The organism is Cognataquiflexum nitidum (assembly GCF_022538055.1).
Lineage (GTDB): Bacteria > Bacteroidota > Bacteroidia > Cytophagales > Cyclobacteriaceae > Cognataquiflexum > Cognataquiflexum nitidum.
The window spans coordinates 1-20,370 of sequence record NZ_JAKZAM010000039.1 but is presented as its reverse complement, the minus strand read 5'-3'; the positions used below and the strand labels follow the sequence as shown (position 1 = coordinate 20,370).

At 40.2% G+C, this 20,370-nt stretch carries 17 protein-coding genes; 12 read left to right on the top strand and 5 right to left on the bottom strand.

What is annotated here, in order from left to right; translation table 11 throughout:
• Nucleotides 1–221: 221 nt before the first annotated feature.
• The 3 genes from MMU07_RS19565 to MMU07_RS19555 all read right to left on the bottom strand — a co-directional run bounded on the left by MMU07_RS19565 (nucleotide 222) and on the right by MMU07_RS19555 (nucleotide 2,871).
• Entirely contained in the window at nucleotides 222–1,340 is a 1,119-nt protein-coding gene (locus tag MMU07_RS19565) for a fatty acid desaturase family protein (protein WP_241128299.1), read from the bottom strand.
• Between the two features lie 199 nt (nucleotides 1,341–1,539).
• Nucleotides 1,540–2,004 (bottom strand): nucleoside triphosphate pyrophosphohydrolase family protein, encoded by a 465-nt coding sequence (locus MMU07_RS19560; protein ID WP_241128298.1) that lies wholly within the window; start codon nucleotides 2,002–2,004, stop codon nucleotides 1,540–1,542.
• Between the two features lie 84 nt (nucleotides 2,005–2,088).
• On the bottom strand, nucleotides 2,089–2,871 hold the full coding sequence (locus tag MMU07_RS19555) for a superoxide dismutase (RefSeq protein WP_255737778.1): 783 nt from the start codon (nucleotides 2,869–2,871) through the stop codon (nucleotides 2,089–2,091).
• Between the two features lie 191 nt (nucleotides 2,872–3,062).
• Between MMU07_RS19555 and dapF the strand changes: the two genes are divergently transcribed.
• From dapF to MMU07_RS19525, 6 genes are all read left to right on the top strand, one after another.
• Entirely contained in the window at nucleotides 3,063–3,836 is a 774-nt protein-coding gene (gene dapF / locus MMU07_RS19550) for a diaminopimelate epimerase (RefSeq protein ID WP_241128297.1), read from the top strand.
• A 148-nt stretch (nucleotides 3,837–3,984) separates the two neighbouring features.
• Nucleotides 3,985–7,365: a preprotein translocase subunit SecA gene (gene secA, locus MMU07_RS19545; protein ID WP_241128296.1), complete on the top strand. Its 3,381-nt coding sequence runs from the start codon at nucleotides 3,985–3,987 to the stop codon at nucleotides 7,363–7,365.
• Between the two features lie 10 nt (nucleotides 7,366–7,375).
• Complete coding sequence (locus MMU07_RS19540; protein WP_241128295.1) at nucleotides 7,376–7,924, top strand: hypothetical protein; 549 nt, start codon at nucleotides 7,376–7,378, stop codon at nucleotides 7,922–7,924.
• Nucleotides 7,905–9,092, top strand: coding sequence for a M20 metallopeptidase family protein (locus MMU07_RS19535; RefSeq protein WP_241128294.1), 1,188 nt, complete (start codon nucleotides 7,905–7,907; stop codon nucleotides 9,090–9,092). Before MMU07_RS19540 ends, MMU07_RS19535 begins: the two co-directional genes overlap by 20 nt.
• 314 nt (nucleotides 9,093–9,406) lie before the next feature.
• The gene (locus tag MMU07_RS19530; RefSeq protein ID WP_241128293.1) at nucleotides 9,407–10,183 is read left to right on the top strand and encodes a S1/P1 nuclease; all 777 of its coding nucleotides are present in this window, start codon (nucleotides 9,407–9,409) and stop codon (nucleotides 10,181–10,183) included.
• Between the two features lie 537 nt (nucleotides 10,184–10,720).
• On the top strand, nucleotides 10,721–11,059 hold the full coding sequence (locus tag MMU07_RS19525; RefSeq protein WP_241128292.1) for a DUF4348 domain-containing protein: 339 nt from the start codon (nucleotides 10,721–10,723) through the stop codon (nucleotides 11,057–11,059).
• Between the two features lie 51 nt (nucleotides 11,060–11,110).
• On the opposite strand, the gene MMU07_RS19520 is transcribed toward MMU07_RS19525, so the two are convergent.
• Nucleotides 11,111–12,919 carry a serine hydrolase gene (locus MMU07_RS19520; protein ID WP_241128291.1) on the bottom strand — a complete coding sequence of 603 codons (1,809 nt, stop codon included), beginning with the start codon at nucleotides 12,917–12,919 and terminating at the stop codon, nucleotides 11,111–11,113.
• Between the two features lie 164 nt (nucleotides 12,920–13,083).
• Between MMU07_RS19520 and recG the strand changes: the two genes are divergently transcribed.
• Nucleotides 13,084–15,177 (top strand): ATP-dependent DNA helicase RecG, encoded by a 2,094-nt coding sequence (gene recG / locus MMU07_RS19515; RefSeq protein ID WP_241128290.1) that lies wholly within the window; start codon nucleotides 13,084–13,086, stop codon nucleotides 15,175–15,177.
• A 228-nt stretch (nucleotides 15,178–15,405) separates the two neighbouring features.
• On the opposite strand, the gene MMU07_RS19510 is transcribed toward recG, so the two are convergent.
• Nucleotides 15,406–15,810 (bottom strand): hypothetical protein, encoded by a 405-nt coding sequence (locus tag MMU07_RS19510; protein WP_241128289.1) that lies wholly within the window; start codon nucleotides 15,808–15,810, stop codon nucleotides 15,406–15,408.
• Nucleotides 15,811–16,093: 283 nt separating this feature from the next.
• On the opposite strand from MMU07_RS19510, the gene MMU07_RS19505 reads away from it, so the two are divergent.
• From MMU07_RS19505 to MMU07_RS19485, 5 genes are all read left to right on the top strand, one after another.
• Entirely contained in the window at nucleotides 16,094–16,252 is a 159-nt protein-coding gene (locus MMU07_RS19505) for a hypothetical protein (RefSeq protein WP_241128288.1), read from the top strand.
• A gap of 59 nt (nucleotides 16,253–16,311) precedes the next feature.
• Nucleotides 16,312–16,734, top strand: a complete 423-nt coding sequence (locus MMU07_RS19500) for a hypothetical protein (RefSeq protein ID WP_241128287.1) — start codon at nucleotides 16,312–16,314, stop codon at nucleotides 16,732–16,734.
• A 333-nt stretch (nucleotides 16,735–17,067) separates the two neighbouring features.
• Nucleotides 17,068–17,379, top strand: a complete 312-nt coding sequence (locus tag MMU07_RS19495) for a hypothetical protein (RefSeq protein ID WP_241128286.1) — start codon at nucleotides 17,068–17,070, stop codon at nucleotides 17,377–17,379.
• A 92-nt stretch (nucleotides 17,380–17,471) separates the two neighbouring features.
• Nucleotides 17,472–17,906, top strand: a complete 435-nt coding sequence (locus MMU07_RS19490; RefSeq protein WP_241128285.1) for a TlpA family protein disulfide reductase — start codon at nucleotides 17,472–17,474, stop codon at nucleotides 17,904–17,906.
• Entirely contained in the window at nucleotides 17,887–20,061 is a 2,175-nt protein-coding gene (locus tag MMU07_RS19485; protein ID WP_336246210.1) for a peptidase domain-containing ABC transporter, read from the top strand. The genes MMU07_RS19490 and MMU07_RS19485 overlap by 20 nt, the downstream gene beginning before the upstream one ends.
• The last annotated feature ends 309 nt before the right edge of the window (nucleotides 20,062–20,370 follow it).

Sequence of the window (20,370 nt, the reverse complement as noted above, 5' to 3'; positions counted from 1 at the left end):
TATTTTATATTCTTTTTGAACAAGCCACTACATTAATTTTCATTTTTCTTTTAAAGCCCTTGGATATTTTTTGGCAGTAGGAACAAGGTAATATTATTGGCTTTTTTAGCTTCCGCTTCTCATCATGCGATGAAGAACTTTGGTTGACCAACCTTTCAAAAAAAATCCCGGTCAGGTACACCTAACCGGGATTTTTTTGGGATCAATTTAGAATTTACCTTCTAAGCCATTACTTCAATTTTCTCTGATACAATCACTTTTTCAGAAACCCTTCCGGCAGCTTTTAAGAAATCATAGTGAGATTTGAGCGCAGAAGCAAAGGTGGCATTTTCATTATAAGGTAAGCCAAATTCTTCAGCAGTTTCTTTGACGATTTCTGATATTTCCACATAATGGATATGGCAGATTTTTGGGAATAGGTGGTGTTCCACTTGTAGGTTCAATCCGCCACAGAGAAAATTGACAACTGGATTTTTTCTTGCAAAATTGGCTGTTGTCCTCATTTGATGGGCTGCCCAGGTTTCTTCAATGTTTTCATCACCTTGCGGATTTGGCATTTCGGTATCTTCCACCAAATGCGCCAATTGGAACACCAAACCTAATACAAGGCCTTCAGCAAAATTCATCATCAAAAAACCAATCATAAACTGCCACCAAGTAATGTCCATAACGGCCAAGGGGATGATAATGAATAGGGAGTAATAGACTAACTTATAAAAGAACAGGTTGAAATATTCGATTTTAGGATGCTTGTTGACATGTGAGCCAATATTTTTCTGAAAAAACTTCACGTAGTCTTTTCTGAAAAACCAAGACAAAGAAGCCAGAGAATACAAAGCAAAGGCATAAATATGCTGGTATTTGTGGATGGCTTTGAGAGGTTCTTCAGGAGAAACCCTGACCAAACCCGGAGCAACGTCCAAGTCTCCGTCATGACCGATGATGTTGGTATAGGTATGGTGGACTTTGTTATGGGTTATGTTCCATACATACACATTGGCACCAATGATATTGAAAATGAAGCCAAGGGATTTATTTACATAGGGATTTTTGGAATAGGATCCGTGGAGGGCATCATGGCAGACGTTGAAACCGATAAAGGCCATGTTCATGCCAAGAGCAATCGCCAGAAAAAGTGAGACAACAATTGGGAATACCTCAAACAAAATCAAGAAATATAAACCTACAAATGAGGTTAGATAAACGATGGTTTTGAAAACCATTGCTGTATTGGCATATTTGGAAATGTTGTTTGCTTTGAAATATTCATCTACGCGTTTTTTGATGGTAACAAAAAACAGGGAGTTTCCTGAATCAAGAAACTTTAAGGATGTATTCATACTTAGATTAGTAATTCAGTTGTGATTTTTTTATTCAGCAATTCTGCCGGCTTGGGTGACGAAAATTAAATTCAACAGCAAAATAGCAGGAAAATAAAATTTTAATCTGTTACAATTACGCCAATCTTGGCCGTATTTCCGAATATTTAACAGTTTGTTTTAGTAAATTAAGGAGAATTAACTTTTTATGACCAAAACCCTAACCAATTATTCCTTTTAGATCAGCAGGCGAATAATTGATAGATTTCAGTGTTTTTCGGTCTTCCTTTCTATATACTAAGTAAAGCTCGCCTTCTCTTTCATAATGACAATCTACGCCTTGGTTTTGGTAATGGGTGACAGTTTGTTCTGCCTCGGTTACTGTTTTGCAGGCTTTGCTCATGTTGGACCGCTGGACTTCGTCAAACAAATCCTTGAATTTGTCTGCCAATCCAAATTCCAAAATAGCCCCTGACAACACATATTGGATGTCACAAAGTGCATCAGCAATTTCTACAATATCTTGGTTTTTGATGCCTTCTTCAAGTTCTTTCAATTCCTCGGCAATAAGAGAAACCCGTAACTTACAGCGCTTGGCGTCGGGAATTTGTGGCTCGGGCAAAATCGGGTGTTTGAATGTCTGATGGAAAGCTGCGACAGAAGTGAGGCTTTTGGGATCTTGCATGGTGGTGTTTTTGATTAGAAGGCTGCAAAATAAAAAAACGGGGTCGTAAAACCCCGTTTCCTATATTAAAATGTGGATGTATTCTTAAGCTCCTTTCACGATCGTGTTGTAACGGTCACTGACAGCTTTCCAGTCTATCACATTCCAGAATGCCGTAAGGTAGTCGGGTCTTCTGTTTTGATAATTGAGGTAATAAGCATGCTCCCACACATCCACTCCTACCAAAGGAATTCCTTGAAAATCAGAAACGTCCATGAGTGGATTGTCCTGATTTGGAGTACTTCCGATCTGAAGCAGGTTGTTTTTGTCTAAAACCAACCATGCCCATCCTGAACCGAATCTGCTCTTACCTGCATCTTCAAATTTGGTTTTGAAATCTGCAAAACTTCCGAAAGCACCGTTGATAGCTTCAGACAAGTCGCCGACCGGTTCTCCACCACCTGTCGGAGACATGATTTTCCAATATAGCTCGTGGTTATAATGCCCTCCACCGTTGTTTCTCATTTTGGTAGAATACTTGGAGATATTCATCATCACTTCCTCAAGTGGTTTGCTGACATCCACACTTTCCTCAGCAGCGGCTTCACCAAGGTTTTTGGCATAAGCAGCGGCATGTTTCGAATAGTGGATTTCCATGGTCATGGCATCGATATGGGGCTCAAGAGCAGTATAATCATACCCTAATGGAGCTTGTTCAAAACCCGTACTGAGCAAAATGGATGCTTCTTCCTTTTCTTCACCTTCTCCGCCGCATGCGGTCAAAAATGCAGAGCCTATCAATGTGCTCCCGATTCCCAGGGCAAAAGTGGCTTTGGAGCTGTGGCTTATAAAAGTTCTTCTTGAAACGTTGTTAGTCGTCTTTTTCATAGAGATTTATTTCCTTTTAATGGATTTTCAGAATTGAATCGACCAACAAGTTAACCAATTCAACCACATAATGAAACCTAAAAGCAGACAATAAGTCTGATTTTGTGACAAGATGGTTATGTTTGTAAAACCAAAATATCTTGGTTTGGTTTTTGAAAACAACCTATTTCTTACAAAGAAGGCCGATGGCTATGAAAATTTCATTTTATAAATACCAAGGTACGGGCAACGATTTTGTGATGGTCGATGACCGGGCTGACATTTTTCCTGACAGGGATCTTTCTCTGGTCCAAAGACTTTGCGACCGCAAATTTGGGATTGGAGCCGATGGCTTGATCCTCATCAGAGATATAGAAGATTATGATTTCGAAATGGTATATTTCAATGCTGACGGCTCTCAAAGTATGTGCGGAAACGGTGCAAGGTGTGCCGTGGCATTTGCAAAGTTTTTGGGAATAATTGACCAAAAAACCAATTTTCTCGCCATCGATGGGGAGCATCAGGCAGTAGTCACTGGGGATTGGATTGAATTGGAAATGCGTCCCGTTCTGAGCTTAGCCAATTCCGGTCAGGATTATTTTGTCAACACAGGCTCACCCCACCATGTGAGGTTTGTGGAGAATGTTTCCGATTATCCTGTTTTTGAAGAAGGAAAAGAAATACGCTATAGCAGCATATATGCGCCAAAGGGCACAAATGTGAATTTTGTTACACCTATAAGTAGTGGTGAAATCCATGTCAGGACTTATGAAAGAGGGGTGGAAAACGAGACACTTTCATGTGGGACAGGTGTTACAGCTTGTGCTTTGGTATATGGTTACCAGCATCAGCTCCATGAAGTCAAGATCCAAACACCGGGGGGAAATCTGAAGGTCAGGTTTACCGAAAGTGCAGACGGCAGTTTTCAGGATATTTGGCTGATAGGTCCGGCCGAACAGGTGTTTGAAGGAAGGATTGAAATTTAGGTAAGGGAGAGTATCGGGAATTTGTGGATGAAAGAAACTTTACAGCAAAGCCACCTCTCACCCAATCTCAGATTTCATATCTTACTGTAGATTACTATAATTAAGAAAAACGAAGTAATTTTACCCCCTATTAGATACAAAATACCATATGTTAGATTTTATAGCCAAAGGACTGGCAAAAGTTTTCGGGACAAAGTCAGATAGAGATGTAAAGGAATTGAGTCCTAAAGTTCCCCTGATCAATGAGGCTTTTAAAAAGCTGCAAAGTCTCAGCGATGAGGCCCTAAGGGCAAAGACCGGTGAAATCAAAGCCATCATCAATGCTGATTTGAAGCCTTTTGATGATAAAATTGCTGCTTTTAGAGAGCAGATCAATGGCATGCCAGCCGATAAAGTGCATGAAAAAGATGCTCTTTTTACCGAAATAGAAAAAACCGAGAAATCCAGGGATGAAGCTTTGGAAGTGGTTTTGGAAAAAGTCTTGGTAGATGCTTTTGCAGTAGTCAAAGAAACAGCAAGAAGATTCAAAGAAAACGGAAGGTTGGTGGTGAAAGCCACATTGAGAGACCAAGAACTTGCTGCAAAAAAATCCAATATCGAAATCCGGGGAGAAGAAGCAATCTGGCACAATAAGTGGATGGCTGCCGGTACTGAAGTCGTTTGGGATATGGTCCATTATGATGTTCAGCTTATAGGTGGAATGGTATTGCACAAAGGGAAAATAGCAGAAATGGCCACAGGTGAAGGGAAAACCTTGGTTTCTACTCTTCCTGCCTACCTCAATGCACTTTCCGGAAGGGGTGTTCACATTGTTACTGTCAATGATTACTTGGCAAAAAGAGACTCCGAATGGAATGCCCCGCTTTTTGAATTCCACGGTCTTTCTGTGGATTGTATAGATAAATACCAGCCTAATTCAGAAGGTAGAAAAAGAGCGTATGCCTCCGACATTGTCTATGGGACAAATAACGAGTTTGGATTTGATTACCTGAGAGACAACATGGCTAGAGAAGCCGGTGACTTGGTTCAGGGCAAACACCATTATGCCATGATTGACGAAGTGGATTCAGTTCTGATCGATGATGCAAGGACACCTTTGATCATCTCAGGACCTGTTCCCCGGGGAGATGAGCATGAGTTTATGGAAATGAAGCCAAGGGTCGCCACTTTGGTTGACGAGCAGCGAAAGCTTGTGCAGGGTTTTCTCAATCAGGCCAAAAAATTGCTTCAGGAAGGAAATGAAAAAGAGGCAGGCTTACCGCTTTTCAGAGCGTATAGAGGTATGCCAAAATACAAGCCTTTGATCAAGTTCTTATCTGAGCCAGGCATTAGGGTGATTCTCCAAAAAACAGAAAATTATTACCTCCAAGACAACAAAAGAATGATGCCTGAGGCCGATCAGCCTCTTTTGTTTACCATTGAAGAAAAAACCAATGGCATAGAGCTAACTGATAACGGTATCGAGGTCATTACACAAAAGAATGAAAATCCAACCTTCTTTATTCTCCCAGATATCGGTATGGAAATCGCCGAAATGGAGAAAAATCCAGATATCGATGACAAAGAAAAGCTTATCAGGAAAGAAGAGTTGATCAAAGATTATGGTGTGAAAGCCCAAAGAATCCATACAGTAAACCAACTGCTCAAGGCATATTGTATGTTTGAGAAGGATACCGAATATATCCTGGTGGATGGCAAAGTGAAGATTGTCGATGAGCAGACAGGCCGTGTGATGGAAGGAAGAAGATACTCCGACGGACTTCATCAGGCGATAGAAGCCAAGGAGAATGTGAAAGTTGAGGATGCCACACAGACATATGCTACGATCACCCTTCAAAACTACTTCAGGATGTACCACAAACTTGCCGGTATGACAGGTACTGCTGAAACTGAAGCAGGAGAATTCTGGACGATTTACAAATTGGATGTGGTGGTGATCCCTACCAATAGAAACATCATCAGGGAAGACCGGGAAGATAAAGTTTACAAAACCGTCAGGGAGAAATTCAATGCAGTGGCTGACGAAATCGTGGAACTGACCAAAGCAGGAAGACCTGTCTTGGTGGGTACGACTTCGGTAGAGATTTCGGAGGTATTGAGCAGAATGCTCACTATCAGAAAAATCCAACACCAAGTACTGAACGCCAAGCAACATGCCAGAGAAGCAGACATTGTCGCAGAAGCCGGAAAACCCGGAACAGTGACTATTGCTACCAACATGGCCGGTCGTGGTACAGATATCAAATTGACTCCAGAATCGAGGAAAGCCGGAGGTTTGGCTATCGTAGGTACAGAAAGGCATGAGTCAAGACGCGTTGACCGTCAGCTCCGAGGACGTTCAGGACGTCAGGGGGATGTAGGTTCTTCCCAGTTCTTTGTCTCGCTGGAAGACAACCTGATGCGGATGTTTGGTTCGGACAGGATAGCAAAACTCATGGACCGCATGGGCTTGGAAGAAGGAGAAGTCATCCAACATTCGATGATTACCAAATCCATAGAAAGAGCACAAAGGAAAGTAGAGGAAAATAACTTTGGTGTAAGAAAGAGACTTTTGGAATATGACGATGTCATGAATTCCCAAAGGGAAGTGGTCTATAAAAGAAGGAGAAATGCCCTCAAAGGGGAACGTCTTGAATTGGACATCCTTAATGTGATGTATGATGTTTGTTTTGACATCATCCAGATGGGTAAATCTACCGAAGATGTGGATAACCTGAGGATGAACATCTTCAGTTCATTGGGAATAGACCATCCATTCAGCATAGAGGATCTGAAATCCAAGGAAACGGGAGTCCTGACGCAACAGCTTTTTGATGCAGCATATCAACATTATGTTGGCAAAAACGATACTATTGTAGGTAAAGCTCTTCCTGTTTTAAAAGATGTGTACACCAACAGAGGTGCTACTGTGAAAGAAATCATGGTTCCGATTTCAGATGGTTTCAAGCAGATCGGAGTGGTTGTAAATCTGGAATCAGTAGTGAAGAATGAGGGAAGGGATTTGATCAGGAATATTGAGAAAAATGTCACCTTGGCTATCATTGACCAAAATTGGAAAGAGCACCTCCGTGACATGGATGACTTGAAGCAATCTGTACAGAATGCTGTATATGAACAAAAGGATCCTCTTTTGATTTATAAATTTGAGGCTTTTGAGATGTTCAAGCGCTTCGTCGGCAAACTCAATGAAGATACCATTTCCTTCATAGCTAAAGCTGATCTACCTGCCCAAGACCCCAACCAAGTTAGGGCGGCGCAGGCTCCAAGAAGGGAAGAAAACCAGGTAAAAGCATCCAAAGAGGAAGTAGGCAGTAGCTTAAATCCGAGAGGTGGAAGACAGGCAGCTACAGCTGTTGCAAATAGAACCGCTCCACCGCAGATCGTTACTCCAAGGAAGTCAGATAAGGTTTATGGAAGAAATGACAAGGTTTCTGTACAATATCCAGACGGGAAAGTAATGAAAGACGTCAAGTTCAAAAGTGTAGAACAGGATGTTAACTCAGGAAAATGTGTGGTTATTGAACATTAACAAAAGCATCATGAAAAGGTCACTCCTGATTTTGATATTTCCGGTAATTTTGATGAGCTCATGCGCACTTATCAAAAAGCCGGCATCATCTTCGAGTGAATTTGAAAATTATCAGGAGGATTTGAGTGAATCCAGGATTACTTTTCCTTCCTTGGAGGAACAGGCTGCAAAAGAAGAAATCTCCCCCAAAGGAGATGAGAAGATTGCGTCTGCAAATGAAGACCTCGAAATCGCTCTCAATAACCTGAAGGAAGCCAACAAATCAGAAATGTATTGGAGTGGATATACCGTACTGGTGTACAGCGGTGTAGATAGGGAAATTGCTTTCAAAACAAGAAATGACCTTTTCACTTATTTTCCTGACTTCAAAACAGACATGCAATACCAGCAGCCTAGGTATTTGGTCAAGGTGGGAAAGTTTGTCAACCGCATCGAAGCCCTTACATACTATCATAAATTGAAAGAAAATTTTCCTTCTTCGAGAATCATTCAAGACAGATTTTTGAGAGAAGGGTACATCATTCCTGAACCGGTTACGGATGGTCAACAAAAAAATTAAGGAGTTAGCTGCTGCTTATAAATCAGAGTTTATAGCAAACAGGAGGCATTTACATGCCAATCCTGAGCTTTCTTTTCAAGAGTTTAAAACCTCTGCTTTTGTGGAGGGTCAGCTCAGAAGTCTCGGCATCAGTCAAATTGAAAAGAAAGCCGGTACCGGCCTCCTTGCCATAATCCAAGGTAGGAATCCATCCCAAAAAGTCATAGCTCTTCGTGGAGATATGGATGCATTGCCGATTGTGGAGCAGAATAATGTGTCCTACAAATCCACCCATACTGGTGTGATGCATGCTTGTGGACATGATGTCCACACCGCTTCCCTTTTGGGCGCAGCCAAAATCCTAAATGAAATCAAGGACCAGTTTGAGGGAACCATCAAACTTATTTTTCAGCCTGGTGAAGAACTCATTCCCGGAGGAGCTTCCCTCATGATCAAAGACAAAGTACTCGAAAACCCAAGACCTTCAGGTATCATTGGACAACATGTAATGCCGCTTATTCCGGTGGGAAAAGTAGGTTTCCGAAAGGGAATGTATATGGCAAGTGCAGATGAACTTTATATCACTGTCAAAGGAAAAGGCGGACATGGCGCTATGCCGGAATCTTTGGTCGATCCGGTTTTGATTGCCTCACACATGATTGTCGCCTTGCAGCAAGTAGTCAGTAGAAATGCTTCCCCAAAAATCCCATCTGTACTTTCATTTGGTAGAGTGGAGGCTTTGGGTGCTACCAATATTATTCCAAATGAAGTGAAAATACAAGGCACTTTCCGCACCCTCAATGAAGAATGGCGATCCAAAGCCCATCACCATATGGTCAGTATAGCCAAAGGGATCGTAGAAGGAATGGGCGGAGAACTTGATTTTGAGGTACGCAGGGGTTATCCCTTTCTTAAAAATGCCGAGGCGCTAACCAGCAGAGCACAGGAAGCTGCCGTGCAATATCTTGGTAAAGAAAATGTCATAGACCTTGATGTTTGGATGGCCGCAGAAGATTTCTCCTATTACACGCAAGAGATTGATGGCTGCTTTTACAGACTGGGAACCAGAAACGAAGCCAAAGGAATTGTGTCCGGTGTCCATACTCCCACTTTTGACATAGATGAAGATGCCATGGAAATCGGGGCTGGCCTGATGGCTTGGATTGCTGTAAATGAATTGGGTTCTTAATTATTTTATAGAAATAAAGTAGAAATACGCTTCGCGAAATAATTAGAAACAATATATCCACTAAGGATTTTAATTATTGTATAGAAATAAAATTGAAATATGCTGCGCCAAATACAAGAGGTATATGCTTCGCGATATAGTAGTCCACAATCACAGCTACTTTGAAAATTAATATCCATTATTATCCAATATCCACAAATTCCACTGTATATCTATAAACCTTATATCGATTGTATTTCCATTGTATACCTAAAGTATTTCAACCTTATTTCCACTGTATATCTATAGTATTTCAACCTTATATCAGAATAAAAATGAAAAGTACCAGATCAATAACCCTTACTTTACTGATTTGCTTGACTTTGACTACCCAGTCATTCGCTTGGGGACCCATCGGCCATTATGTTATCGGAAAGCTTGCGGAATGGCAGATGAAGCCAAAGACTGTAAAAAAGGTGGAGGAGATACTTCAGCATCAGTCTATCTCAGGTGTCGGGGTCTGGATGGACAATATCCGCTCTGACAAAAAGTACGATTATACCAACACATGGCATTGGGTGACCACAGCCGATGGGGAATACGATCCCGCCTTACAGGAGAAAAACGGAGACGCTTACGAAGCATTTTTGAGGATCAAAGAAAATCTGAAAAAGGGCGGACTAACCCTCGAGGAAGAAAGAGATCAATTGCGGATGTTGATCCATATTGTGGGGGATTTACACCAGCCTTTTCATGTGGGCAAGCCAGGTGACCGAGGAGGTAATGACGTCAAGGTCAGCTTTTTCAACAAAGAGACCAACATCCACGCGATTTGGGATTCCGACCTGATCGAAGGAAAAAAAATGAGCTATACTGAAATCGCTACCGAGCTGCAGAAAAGAATAAATCCCGTTTTGATCCAAAAATATACAACTGCGACTCCTGCCGATTGGCTAAGAGAAGCTGCCGCAATGAGGCCTGACATGTATGATATTCCGGAAAACGGAAGAATTGGCTATGAATATATTTACAAGCATTACCACCATGTAGAGGAAAGACTGACTGCTGCAGGAATCCGTTTGGCACAGGCTTTGGAAGAAATCTATGGTTAAAGGCTAATCAACCTTTTTGTTCGAACCGGCACTATAAAGTGCCGGTTTTTTCATTTTTAAAAAGAGAGAACGTTAATAGTCAAAAGAAAGAAATCCACGGATTTAAAAAAACTGAGTAATTTTACTTGGATTTAGCTTTTTTGTCAGTAAGCCTAGATTTTTCTTCAGGCATGAGGTGTGCCTCCTGTAAGCAGCAGGGATGTACCGTCTATTTCAGTCCGCATATTTGTATTAAAATGGTTACCCAATCTACCTGCATAATTGTGTACATACATTTAATTTTAAATACTATGCCTAATTCAAAAGAATATTTAGTGCTAGCACTTGACAATCTCAATTTTGTTATAGAATTTGGAGAAATAATTTAAAAACAAGTTTTGGTTAGGGTCAAATTTTAGTATGAATTTATGTGACCTGTTTTATTTTTAAAGCGACTTTCTAATGAATAATCATTGCAGGCATACATTGTGCTTTTTGCTGTTTTTTTGGGTAATATTACCCTTTTCCAATTCCTTCGCCCAAGGCAAACCTAAAGGCATGGTCAAAATCCAGGGAACTCCTCCTGAAGAATTCCCCATTTTTTACGAACGCTTTCACTCAGACTCAGCTTTCCAAATGTCGAGAATCATATTTCCGCTGCAGGGATTGAGACAATATGGAATGGAGGAAATCTCCTGGACTGCGGACAATTGGGAACTGATGCGGACAAGGATTTATCAGGTTGATAGTCGGCAGTTTAAGACCAAAATAAAACATAAGAAAAAATACTTTGAACAGACCCTGTGGATCGAAGGCACCAATTTTTCTTCCAAACGCAGGTTTGAACTTCGTGGAAACAGGTGGTTTTTGGTCTATGCCTATGAGGGAAGCCTTTAGGTATAATATACTCATAGTGGGATAATCAACCCACCATCATTCAATTTTGCTTCACTTCCTCTTCGCCTTAAATGTCCCATTGGGTTGGACAAACAATACCTCGGCAATATTACCTGACTCTCCTTCTACAAATTCAAGTTTGAAGCCATCCAGGATTTTTAGGGCAAACTTGTGTTTTTCCAGTGGGAGAAGCTCATATTCAGGTTGGCCGGGAACAAGCAGGTACAGGGTGTTTTCACCTTTGATGTAGGTTTTGGCGACGATTCCCGGCAGTTCGTAATCGCCCACATATTTTTCCAATTCAGCTTTGTCCATGATGACCCCTTTTGGAGTCCTCTTGAACTCGAGGTGGTCTACCGCAGGTTCAAGTTTGGAAACAAAAGAAGAAATCTCCCCGCTGTCATTGGTCCTGAAATTGAACTGAAGCCCAAATCCACCAACAGTATCCACTTTGCCTTCCACCACCGGATAAGGAGAAAAAATGTCATAATGGTGGTGCTTCAACCACATATTATTTTTTCCTGCCTTGGCAAAAAGTGAATCGTTTTTGAAAAAAATCTCCAAGGTACCATATCCGGGATTTGAGTAATCTCCGGTATATTCTACCAAAAGATGTGAAGGTTTGGTTCCTGTTTTTTGAGCGGAGGTTTTTGTAGCCAATCCTTCTTTTTCAGCTGCTTTGGCTTTGTCGGAGCGTTCCTTGTAGGTTTTGTTCCAATCGGTCCTCGTTTCTTTCAGCACCCTGTCACTGATGATATTGCGTGCAAGACTCGGGATGACCGAGCCGTTTTGATTGGCTAGAACTATGATGCCGATACTGTCCGTCGGGAAGAAACTGACATTGGCTGAAAAACCATCAATATTGCCTCCATGCTCGACCCGGTAGTGTCCTTTGTAGGAAGAGGTAAACCAGCCATAGCCGTAATTGGAGATATGTTGGTCGGGAAATTCCTTGTCAGGAATACCACCATTGATGACCATTTGGGAGCTAATGGCTTCTTTAATGTAAGTCTCAGGAAGGATTTGTTTGCCTTTGAATTTTCCGCCGTTGATCCATGTCATGACCCAATTTGACATTTCGGTAACGTTGCTGTTGATACTTCCCGCCGGACCCATGGCCGCTATGTCGTAATAGTCCATCTTTTTGATGACAGAATCATTTTTGACCTCATAGCCAAAAGAAACTTCTTTTCCATTTTTGAGGCCATCGATTACTGTGCTCGAGGTTTTCATTTCCAAGGGTTGGAAAAAATGCAAGTCGATGTTTTCTTCCCAACTTTTTCCCGTGATCCGCTCGGCGATTACTCCCTGAGTCAGGAACATGAAGTTATTGTAATACCATTTTTCACGCACTTTGGCAAAAGGTTCCTGAAAGGCAATACGCTGCATAAGGCTGTCCCTTGAATTGCTTGAAAAGAGGTACCAACTGATATCATGCCTCGGCAATCCTGTACGGTGGGTCATGATGTCGCGGATAGTGATCAGTTCGTTCATTTCGGCGTTTTTGAACCGTAACTCTGGAATATGCTTGATGGGACTGTCTTCAAAAGTGAGTTTGCCTTCTTCTTTCAAAATGCCGAGAAGACCGGATGTAAATGCCTTACTGCTTGACCCGATGGCAAAATTAGTGTTGGGGGTGACGGGAGTTTTGTTTTCATAATCCCGATAGCCAAAACCTTTGGAGTAGACGATTTTGTCTTTTTCGACCACCGCTACCGCAAAACCTGCAGCATGCCAGGTTTCCAAAAGCTTATTGAGTTCTATATCCAAACCGGCAAATCTGTCTGTGGAGGATTTTTTTTGTCCAAAAGCTGTAGAGATTGAAAAAGTAAGAAGGATAAAAAGGAATATGTTTTTCATAATGTGCTTTGGTTAGGAGGGATTAATTTAAAGAATTTGTCTGAGAAACAGTACATCACACATTTTAACTTAGTCTATTTTGACTTTGTATTTAGGATAAAATAAAATTTATAGCAATTCCACTCCTTCCTCTTTAATTTGGCATTTGAACCAAGTTATGCAAATTGTCCTCCTTTTTTGATACCAAGATAGATTACCTCCGCGGTGTAGGTCCCCAAAAAGCAGTTCTCTTCAACAAGGAGCTGTCCATATTTACCTATGGGGAATTGATCCAACATTATCCCTTTCGCTATGAGGATAGGACGCAGTTTTTTAAGATCAAAGACATCAACGAGGACTTGGAGCATGTGCAGGTAGTAGCCAAAATCCGCTCAATTGAGACGATCGGGGAAGGGAACAGAAAAAGACTTGTTGCCCATATTTTTGATGAGACAGGAGAAATGGAACTCGCTTGGTTCAAAGGAATCCAATGGGTCGTCAAAAAACTTATCATTGGTGTTCCTTTTGTCTTCTTTGGCAAGCCCAATAAATACGGAAGGAAATTCAGCATCGCCCATCCCGAGATGGAACCGGTGACAGCCGTGCAGGAGGAAAAGAGTTTCTTCCAACCGGTCTATCCGACTACTGAAAAACTCAGGGCAAAATTTTTGGACTCCAAAGGGATTTCCAAAATCATGGAAGGATTGGTTCAGGTGGCCTATCCTCAAATCCAAGAAAGCATGCCAGAGGATATCCTGCAGCGATTCAACCTCATTTCCAAAAAAGAAGCAGTCAAACAAATCCACTTTCCTGACAATCCCGAAATCCTCAAGAGGGCAAGGTTCAGGCTGAAGTTTGAAGAGTTTTTCTTTGTGCAGCTTAGACTGTTGAAGTTGAAACTTACCAGAACCGAAAAGTCAAAGGGCCAGGTTTTGAACCAGACTGAGCTGCTGACCAAATTCTACAAAGAACACCTGCCTTTCCAACTGACAGAAGCACAAAAGCGTGTCGTCAGGGAAGCCTTTGCTGATATGAAATCCGGAAAGCAGATGAACAGGCTGATCCAGGGAGATGTAGGAAGTGGCAAAACCATGGTGGCTTTTATCTGCATTCTCATTGCCATCAGTTCCGGGGCGCAGGCTTGCCTGATGGCGCCAACAGAAATTTTGGCAAACCAACATCATGAAGGCTTGAAGGCATATGCTGACCTGATGGGATTGCACATCGCTTTGCTGACAGGTTCCACCAAAAAATCTGCCCGGAAAGTCATCCATGAAACATTGCTCTCAGGCGAGCTGCATATCATCATAGGCACACATGCGCTATTAGAAGATGTGGTACAGTTTAAGAACCTTGGTTTGGCGATTGTGGACGAGCAACATCGGTTTGGAGTGGCGCAGCGGGCCAAGCTTTGGGCCAAAAACGAGCAATTTATCCCTCATGTCTTGGTAATGACAGCTACCCCGATTCCGAGAACTTTGGCGATGACACTTTATGGGGATTTGGATATTTCGGTGATTGATGAAATGCCGGCGGGAAGAAAACCCATTCAGACTGTGCACCGCTATGACAAGGACCGCTTGAAGGTTTTTGGATTTATGCGCAAGCAGATCCAATTGGGAAGGCAGATTTATGTGGTGTATCCCTTGATTGAAGAATCCGAAACTTTGGATCTCAAAAACCTGATGGATGGTTTTGAAAGCATCAGCCGGGCATTTCCCGAATATCCTGTCAGCATTGTCAACGGCAATATGAAACCTGCAGATAAGGACTTCGAAATGCAGCGATTTGTGAAGGGGGAAACCAAAATCATGGTGGCTACTACAGTCATCGAAGTCGGGGTCAATGTGCCCAATGCATCCGTGATGGTGGTAGAGAATGCGGAGCGCTTCGGATTGTCCCAACTCCATCAGCTAAGAGGCCGGGTTGGTCGGGGTGCTGACCAATCCTATTGCATTCTGATGACCAAATACGAATTGTCAAAAGACAGCAGGGTCAGGTTGGAGACGATGGTTCGGACTAACAATGGCTTTGAAATAGCAGATGTGGACTTGAAGCTCCGTGGACCGGGAGACCTGATGGGAACACAGCAGAGCGGCTTGGCGGATTTGCTGATCGCTGATTTGAGCAAGGATGCTCCGATTCTGACGATGGCAAGGGATGCGGCTCAATTACTGTTGCAGGATGATCCCGATCTGAGTTTACCCAATCACGCCATGGTACTCCGTCAGATCAAAAACCAAAAGAAGCACGCGATTAATTGGAGCAGGATATCTTAAAGATTTTCAATTACGCTAAAGTCAAAAAAATGTTTCCCGCAGATTTCGCAGACCTTCGCAGAAAAAATGTTAGAGAATCAATAGTGAAGAAGTCTCACTGGAATTGTCTGCGTCGATCTGCGTGATCTGCGGGCTATTTTTTTGTTCCCGCAGATGGCGTAGACTTTCGCAGAAAAAATGGAGGAAACAAAATTTACAAGCAACTATCTACTTCAATCCGCGTGACACTTAGGGTCTATAAATTTTCTCCCGCAGATGGCGCAGACTTTCGCAGAAAAAGTCGAGGGACAAAAAAACAAATGAATTTTCCGAGGATCTGTCTGCGTCGCTCTGCGCGATCTGCGGGCTGTATTTTTGTTCCCGCAGATGGCGCAGACTTTCGCAGAAAAAGTCGAGGGACAAAAAAACAAATGAATTTTCCGAGGATCTGTCTGCGTCGCTCTGCGCGATCTGCGGGCTGTATTTTTGTTCCCGCAGATGGCGCAGACTTTCGCAGAAAAAGTCGAGGGACAAAAAAACAAATGAATTTTCCGAGGATCTGTCTGCGTCGATCTGCGTGATCTGCGGGCTGTATTTTTGTTCCCGCAGATTTCGGAAACAGGCGTAGGAAAGATATTGATTCTTCCAGTACATTTTTATCTAAAAATCAGAAATTGTACTCAAGTATTTTTCGTTATTATAAAAATAAATTTTTTATTCTGTTTTCTACAAGATTACAGCTCTTTTAGTTTGAAATGAGGGGGGGGGTAAATATGAAATCCAAAGATAGTTCTGAAATCCACTTTAGGAATAGTGCAATTTAGTTGACTAAAAACGGATACGAGGGATAGCCAGCTACCTAATATTTGTGTTTATGATTTTTAAACACTAGAATTATCTGATATTCAATTTTTTCACATTTTAAACAACAAAATTTATGGAAGCATTAAGCTTAGAAAAAATGGAGAGTCTAGTCGGAGGTTCTGACTACTGTACCAACCTAGGTACAATTTTATTTGGTGGACAGTTTCAAGGAAGCCTTGAGCTTTATGATATGGCTTTGGCCTACTATGATAGGTATTGTTCACAACAATAATAATTATTCTGTTAAGTGTCAATGCTGCCATTGACACTTAATTTTAAACTTCAAATATTATGAAAACATTTATTTTATTAACGTTTTTCTTTTTCATCGGGATTGATCAGAAACATCTTATTGGAGAATGGAAAATTGAATCTTTTGAAACTTTTGAAAAGATCTTAAATTCACCACAATTTATAGAAATGGACAATGAAAGTCAAATTAGAGGAATGTCAGTATATCAATTATATATGGACAACATATATTTTAAATTTAAAGGTGACACCTTGTTTTTTAATGATGTTAAAAATGAAATGATTATTGAAAAGATTGGAATATGGTATTTAGAAAAGGACACCCTTATAATTAATGACCTCGAAAAAATTGCAACTTATAAATACTTAATTGATGAATTAAATGAAACAAAATTAAGCTTGAAATTTATTTTCCCAGATGGAGAAGTTGCAAAGACAGGAAGGATTTTTAAAAAATTATAATGTAGAATGGGCAACAATTATAGTTTTAGAAGGTACTTTATTTCCCTTTGCATTTTAACTTTTGTAATAGCTTTGATAACTGATATCATTTTTATTACTGAAGAGATGCTAAATATTCATCTTTCTTCTAAGTTCTCAAATACTAGGATTGAAAAAATTATTGATTTCCGAGGAAAATGGCTTTGGTTAACATACTTCATTGCTCCAATTGGACTTTTTGTAAAAATCATAATTCCCGCTTCTTTGATTTATATGGGCCTGTATTTATCAAATTTCAAAGTCTCATTTAACGATGTACTGAGAGCCTGCACTATTGCTGAATTTATTTTTTTGTTGCCCATTATTTCAAAGATTCTTTGGTTTGGGTTTGTGTCCCCTGATTATACACTTGATGATTTTAGGGGATTCTATCCGCTCTCTTTGTTTGCCATGTTTGAGCCTGATTTATTAGATAAATGGCTGCATTATCCCTTCAAGACCATCAATGTTTTTGAGATTGCCTATTGGTTTGCGTTGGCAGGAAGCTTATCACTTGTTTTGAGTATCGCTTTTCAGGAAATGTTTAGGATAGTAGTTCTATATTATGGTTCATACCTTGTTTGCTGGATGTTGTTCGTCGTTTTTATTTCATTAAGTATAAATTAAAGATGAAGCGGAAACACTTATTTTTCGGGTTTATAGGAATATTATTTTTAAGCCTACTTGTATTAATCGGCAAAAGGATTAATCAAAAATCAATGGAGGAAGCCCACTTTGAGACAATTCCCCATTTTCTTTTCTATGATGAAGATGGAAAAGAGGTTAACCAATTAGATTTTGAAAATGATTATACCAAAGTATTGGTTTATTTCAATTCCACTTGTAGTCTCTGTGAGGAGGAATTCCATGCTATCAGTAAGTCAATAGCTAAATTTAAAGACACTCAGTTTATTTTTATTTCTACAGAGAAATTTGAAGACATAATTGATTTTGCATCAATCCACCAACTCCATGATAGAAAAAACGTCGTTTTCCTTCAGGATAGGGATTTCAAATTTTCAACCTATTTTAAGTATGATGTCGTTCCTTCTACTTTTGTTTATAATGCAGATGGTCAGATATTAAAAGCATATAAAGGATTTACTCCTGTTAAGGAAATCATATTGACAGTAAATGGTGATGACCGAAGATAAAATCAGGAAATCCTTTGTCCGACAGCAAAGCAATTCAGACTGTGGGGTAGCTTGTCTTGCTTCTATCATTAAGTATTTTGAAGGAGAAGCTTACTTAGAGCAATTGAGAAAATTATCGGGGACGACTAAAGAAGGCACAAGTATATTAGGACTTTACCAGGCTGCAGGCCAAATTGGTTTTGAGGTTTCCGCTTTGAATGCAAAAAACGTTTCTCAGCTTAAAGAAATAATTGGTCCTGCAATTTTGCTAGTTACTCTTGAGGAGGGTAGGAACCATTACATTGCCTATTTTAAATCAGAAAAAGAAAGAAATCTGATTTTAGACCCATCCGAAAGTGTCAAGTGGATATCAGACGTGGAGCTTGATAAAATCTGGAAAAGCAAGGCATTATTGATTTTTAAACCAAATTCGGAATTTGAAAAATCTCATGTTATAAAAAAGGAAAAGTTGGGTTGGATTATGGAATTAATCAAAGAAGATATTCCTATTCTTTTGATTATGGGATTTTTGGGTTTGATAATTACAGTATTGGGATTATCAGTCGGCGTATTTTCCCAAAAGCTGATAGATAATATACTCCCTGAAAAGAATTTGAAAGAATTGATATTGGGTTTATCATTAGTTGGGGTTCTATTGCTTATTAGGCATTTGATTGCTTTTACTAGGGGGAAAATAGTTATCAGGCAAGGAAGGGATTTAAATTTAAAGATACTAGGGAGGTTTTATGGTAGTTTGTTGAGGTTACAAAAAAGTTTTTTTGACGGAAGAAATACGGGGGATTTTATAGCCAGAATGAGTGATGCACAACGAATACAAAAAACAATTTCGGTGGTTTCAGGTGAAATAATGGTTGATATACTTTTGATTATTGTTTGTTTGGTAGCAGTTTTTTCATATTCAATGGAAGTCTTTCTTATTATGATTGGTTTACTTCCCTTTTACTTCTGGATTGTTTACAAATACAATGTGCCGATTACAAATGGTCAGAGGGATGTTATGAAATCCTATTCTATCACAGAAAGCCACTTTATTGATACGTTGCAAGGAATAAGCACTATCAAATCGCTTAACAAACAAGATGAATTTGATACCAAAAACAGATCAATTTACGGGTTTTTTCAGGATAAAATTTATAAGCTCGGAACATTGGGTTTGAGATTTGGATTAGTATCCAATGTATTGGGAGTAGTTTTTACTGTCTCGATATTGATCGGATGTTCTTATCAGGTTTTAAATTCCAATATGAAAATAGGAGAAATGGTTGCAATATTAAGTTTTGCCGGACTGGTAATTCCTTCGGTAAACAAACTTGCAATGGTAAACATACAATTGCAAGAAGCGCGAATCGCCTTTGAAAGGATGTATGAATTTGCTTCTTCCACTCCAGAATCGACAGAAGTAGGTGAAAAAATTAATTCCAATATAGAAGATATTAAAATTCACGGTCTTCAATTTCGTTTTCCAGGTGCAAAAGCCTTATTAAAAGGGATAAATCTGACTCTTCAAAAAGGGGAATTGACAGTGCTTTTGGGTGACAGTGGTGGAGGAAAAAGTACCTTTATACAAATCTTAATGAAATTTTATGAATATACTCATGGAGAAATATTGGTAAACAGTTTGTTTGATTTTAAAAATATTGACACCAATGATTGGAGGTCTAGAGTCGGATATGTACCTCAGGAAATCAAAGTCTTCAATGGAACAATTTTGGAAAATATTAGCTTAGGTATCTCCGATTCAGTTGATAGTTTAGTAATCGCACTTTGCAAAGAATTAGGATTAGATTCGATTTTCTCCTCATTTCCATTAGGATATGAGACCTTGGTGGGCGAAGCCGGAATTAATCTTTCGGGCGGACAAAAACAACTATTAGGGTTAGCGAGAGTACTTTTAAATAAGCCGGAGGTATTGCTCTTAGATGAGTTTACCGGTGCAATGGATCGGAATACTGAAAACCTTGTTTTGGAATTATTGATGAAATTAAAATCAAATATGATTATTTTAGTTGTGACACATAAAATCAAACCTGCATTAATTGCTGACAGGGTTTATATATTAGAGGATGGTCGGATTGTCAAAGAAGGAACAACCAGAGAATTACTTGATGGGGAAAATCTTCTCTCTTCCGCATATAAAGAAATTGTACAGTTTTAAACCGGGACAATTAATTTTTTCCCGCAGATGGCGCAGACTTTCGCAGAAAAAGTCGAGGGACAAAAAAACAAATAAATTTTCCAAGGATCTGTCTGCGTCGATCTGCGCGATCTGCGGGCTTTATTTTTGTTCCCGCTGATGCCGCAGACTTTCGCAGAAAAAATGGAGGAAACAAAATTTACAAGCAACTATCTACTTCAATCCGCGTGACACTTAGGGTCTATAAATTTTCTCCCGCAGATGGCGCAGACTTTCGCAGAAAAAGTCGAGGGACAAAAAAACAAATGAATTTTCCGAGGATCTGTCTGC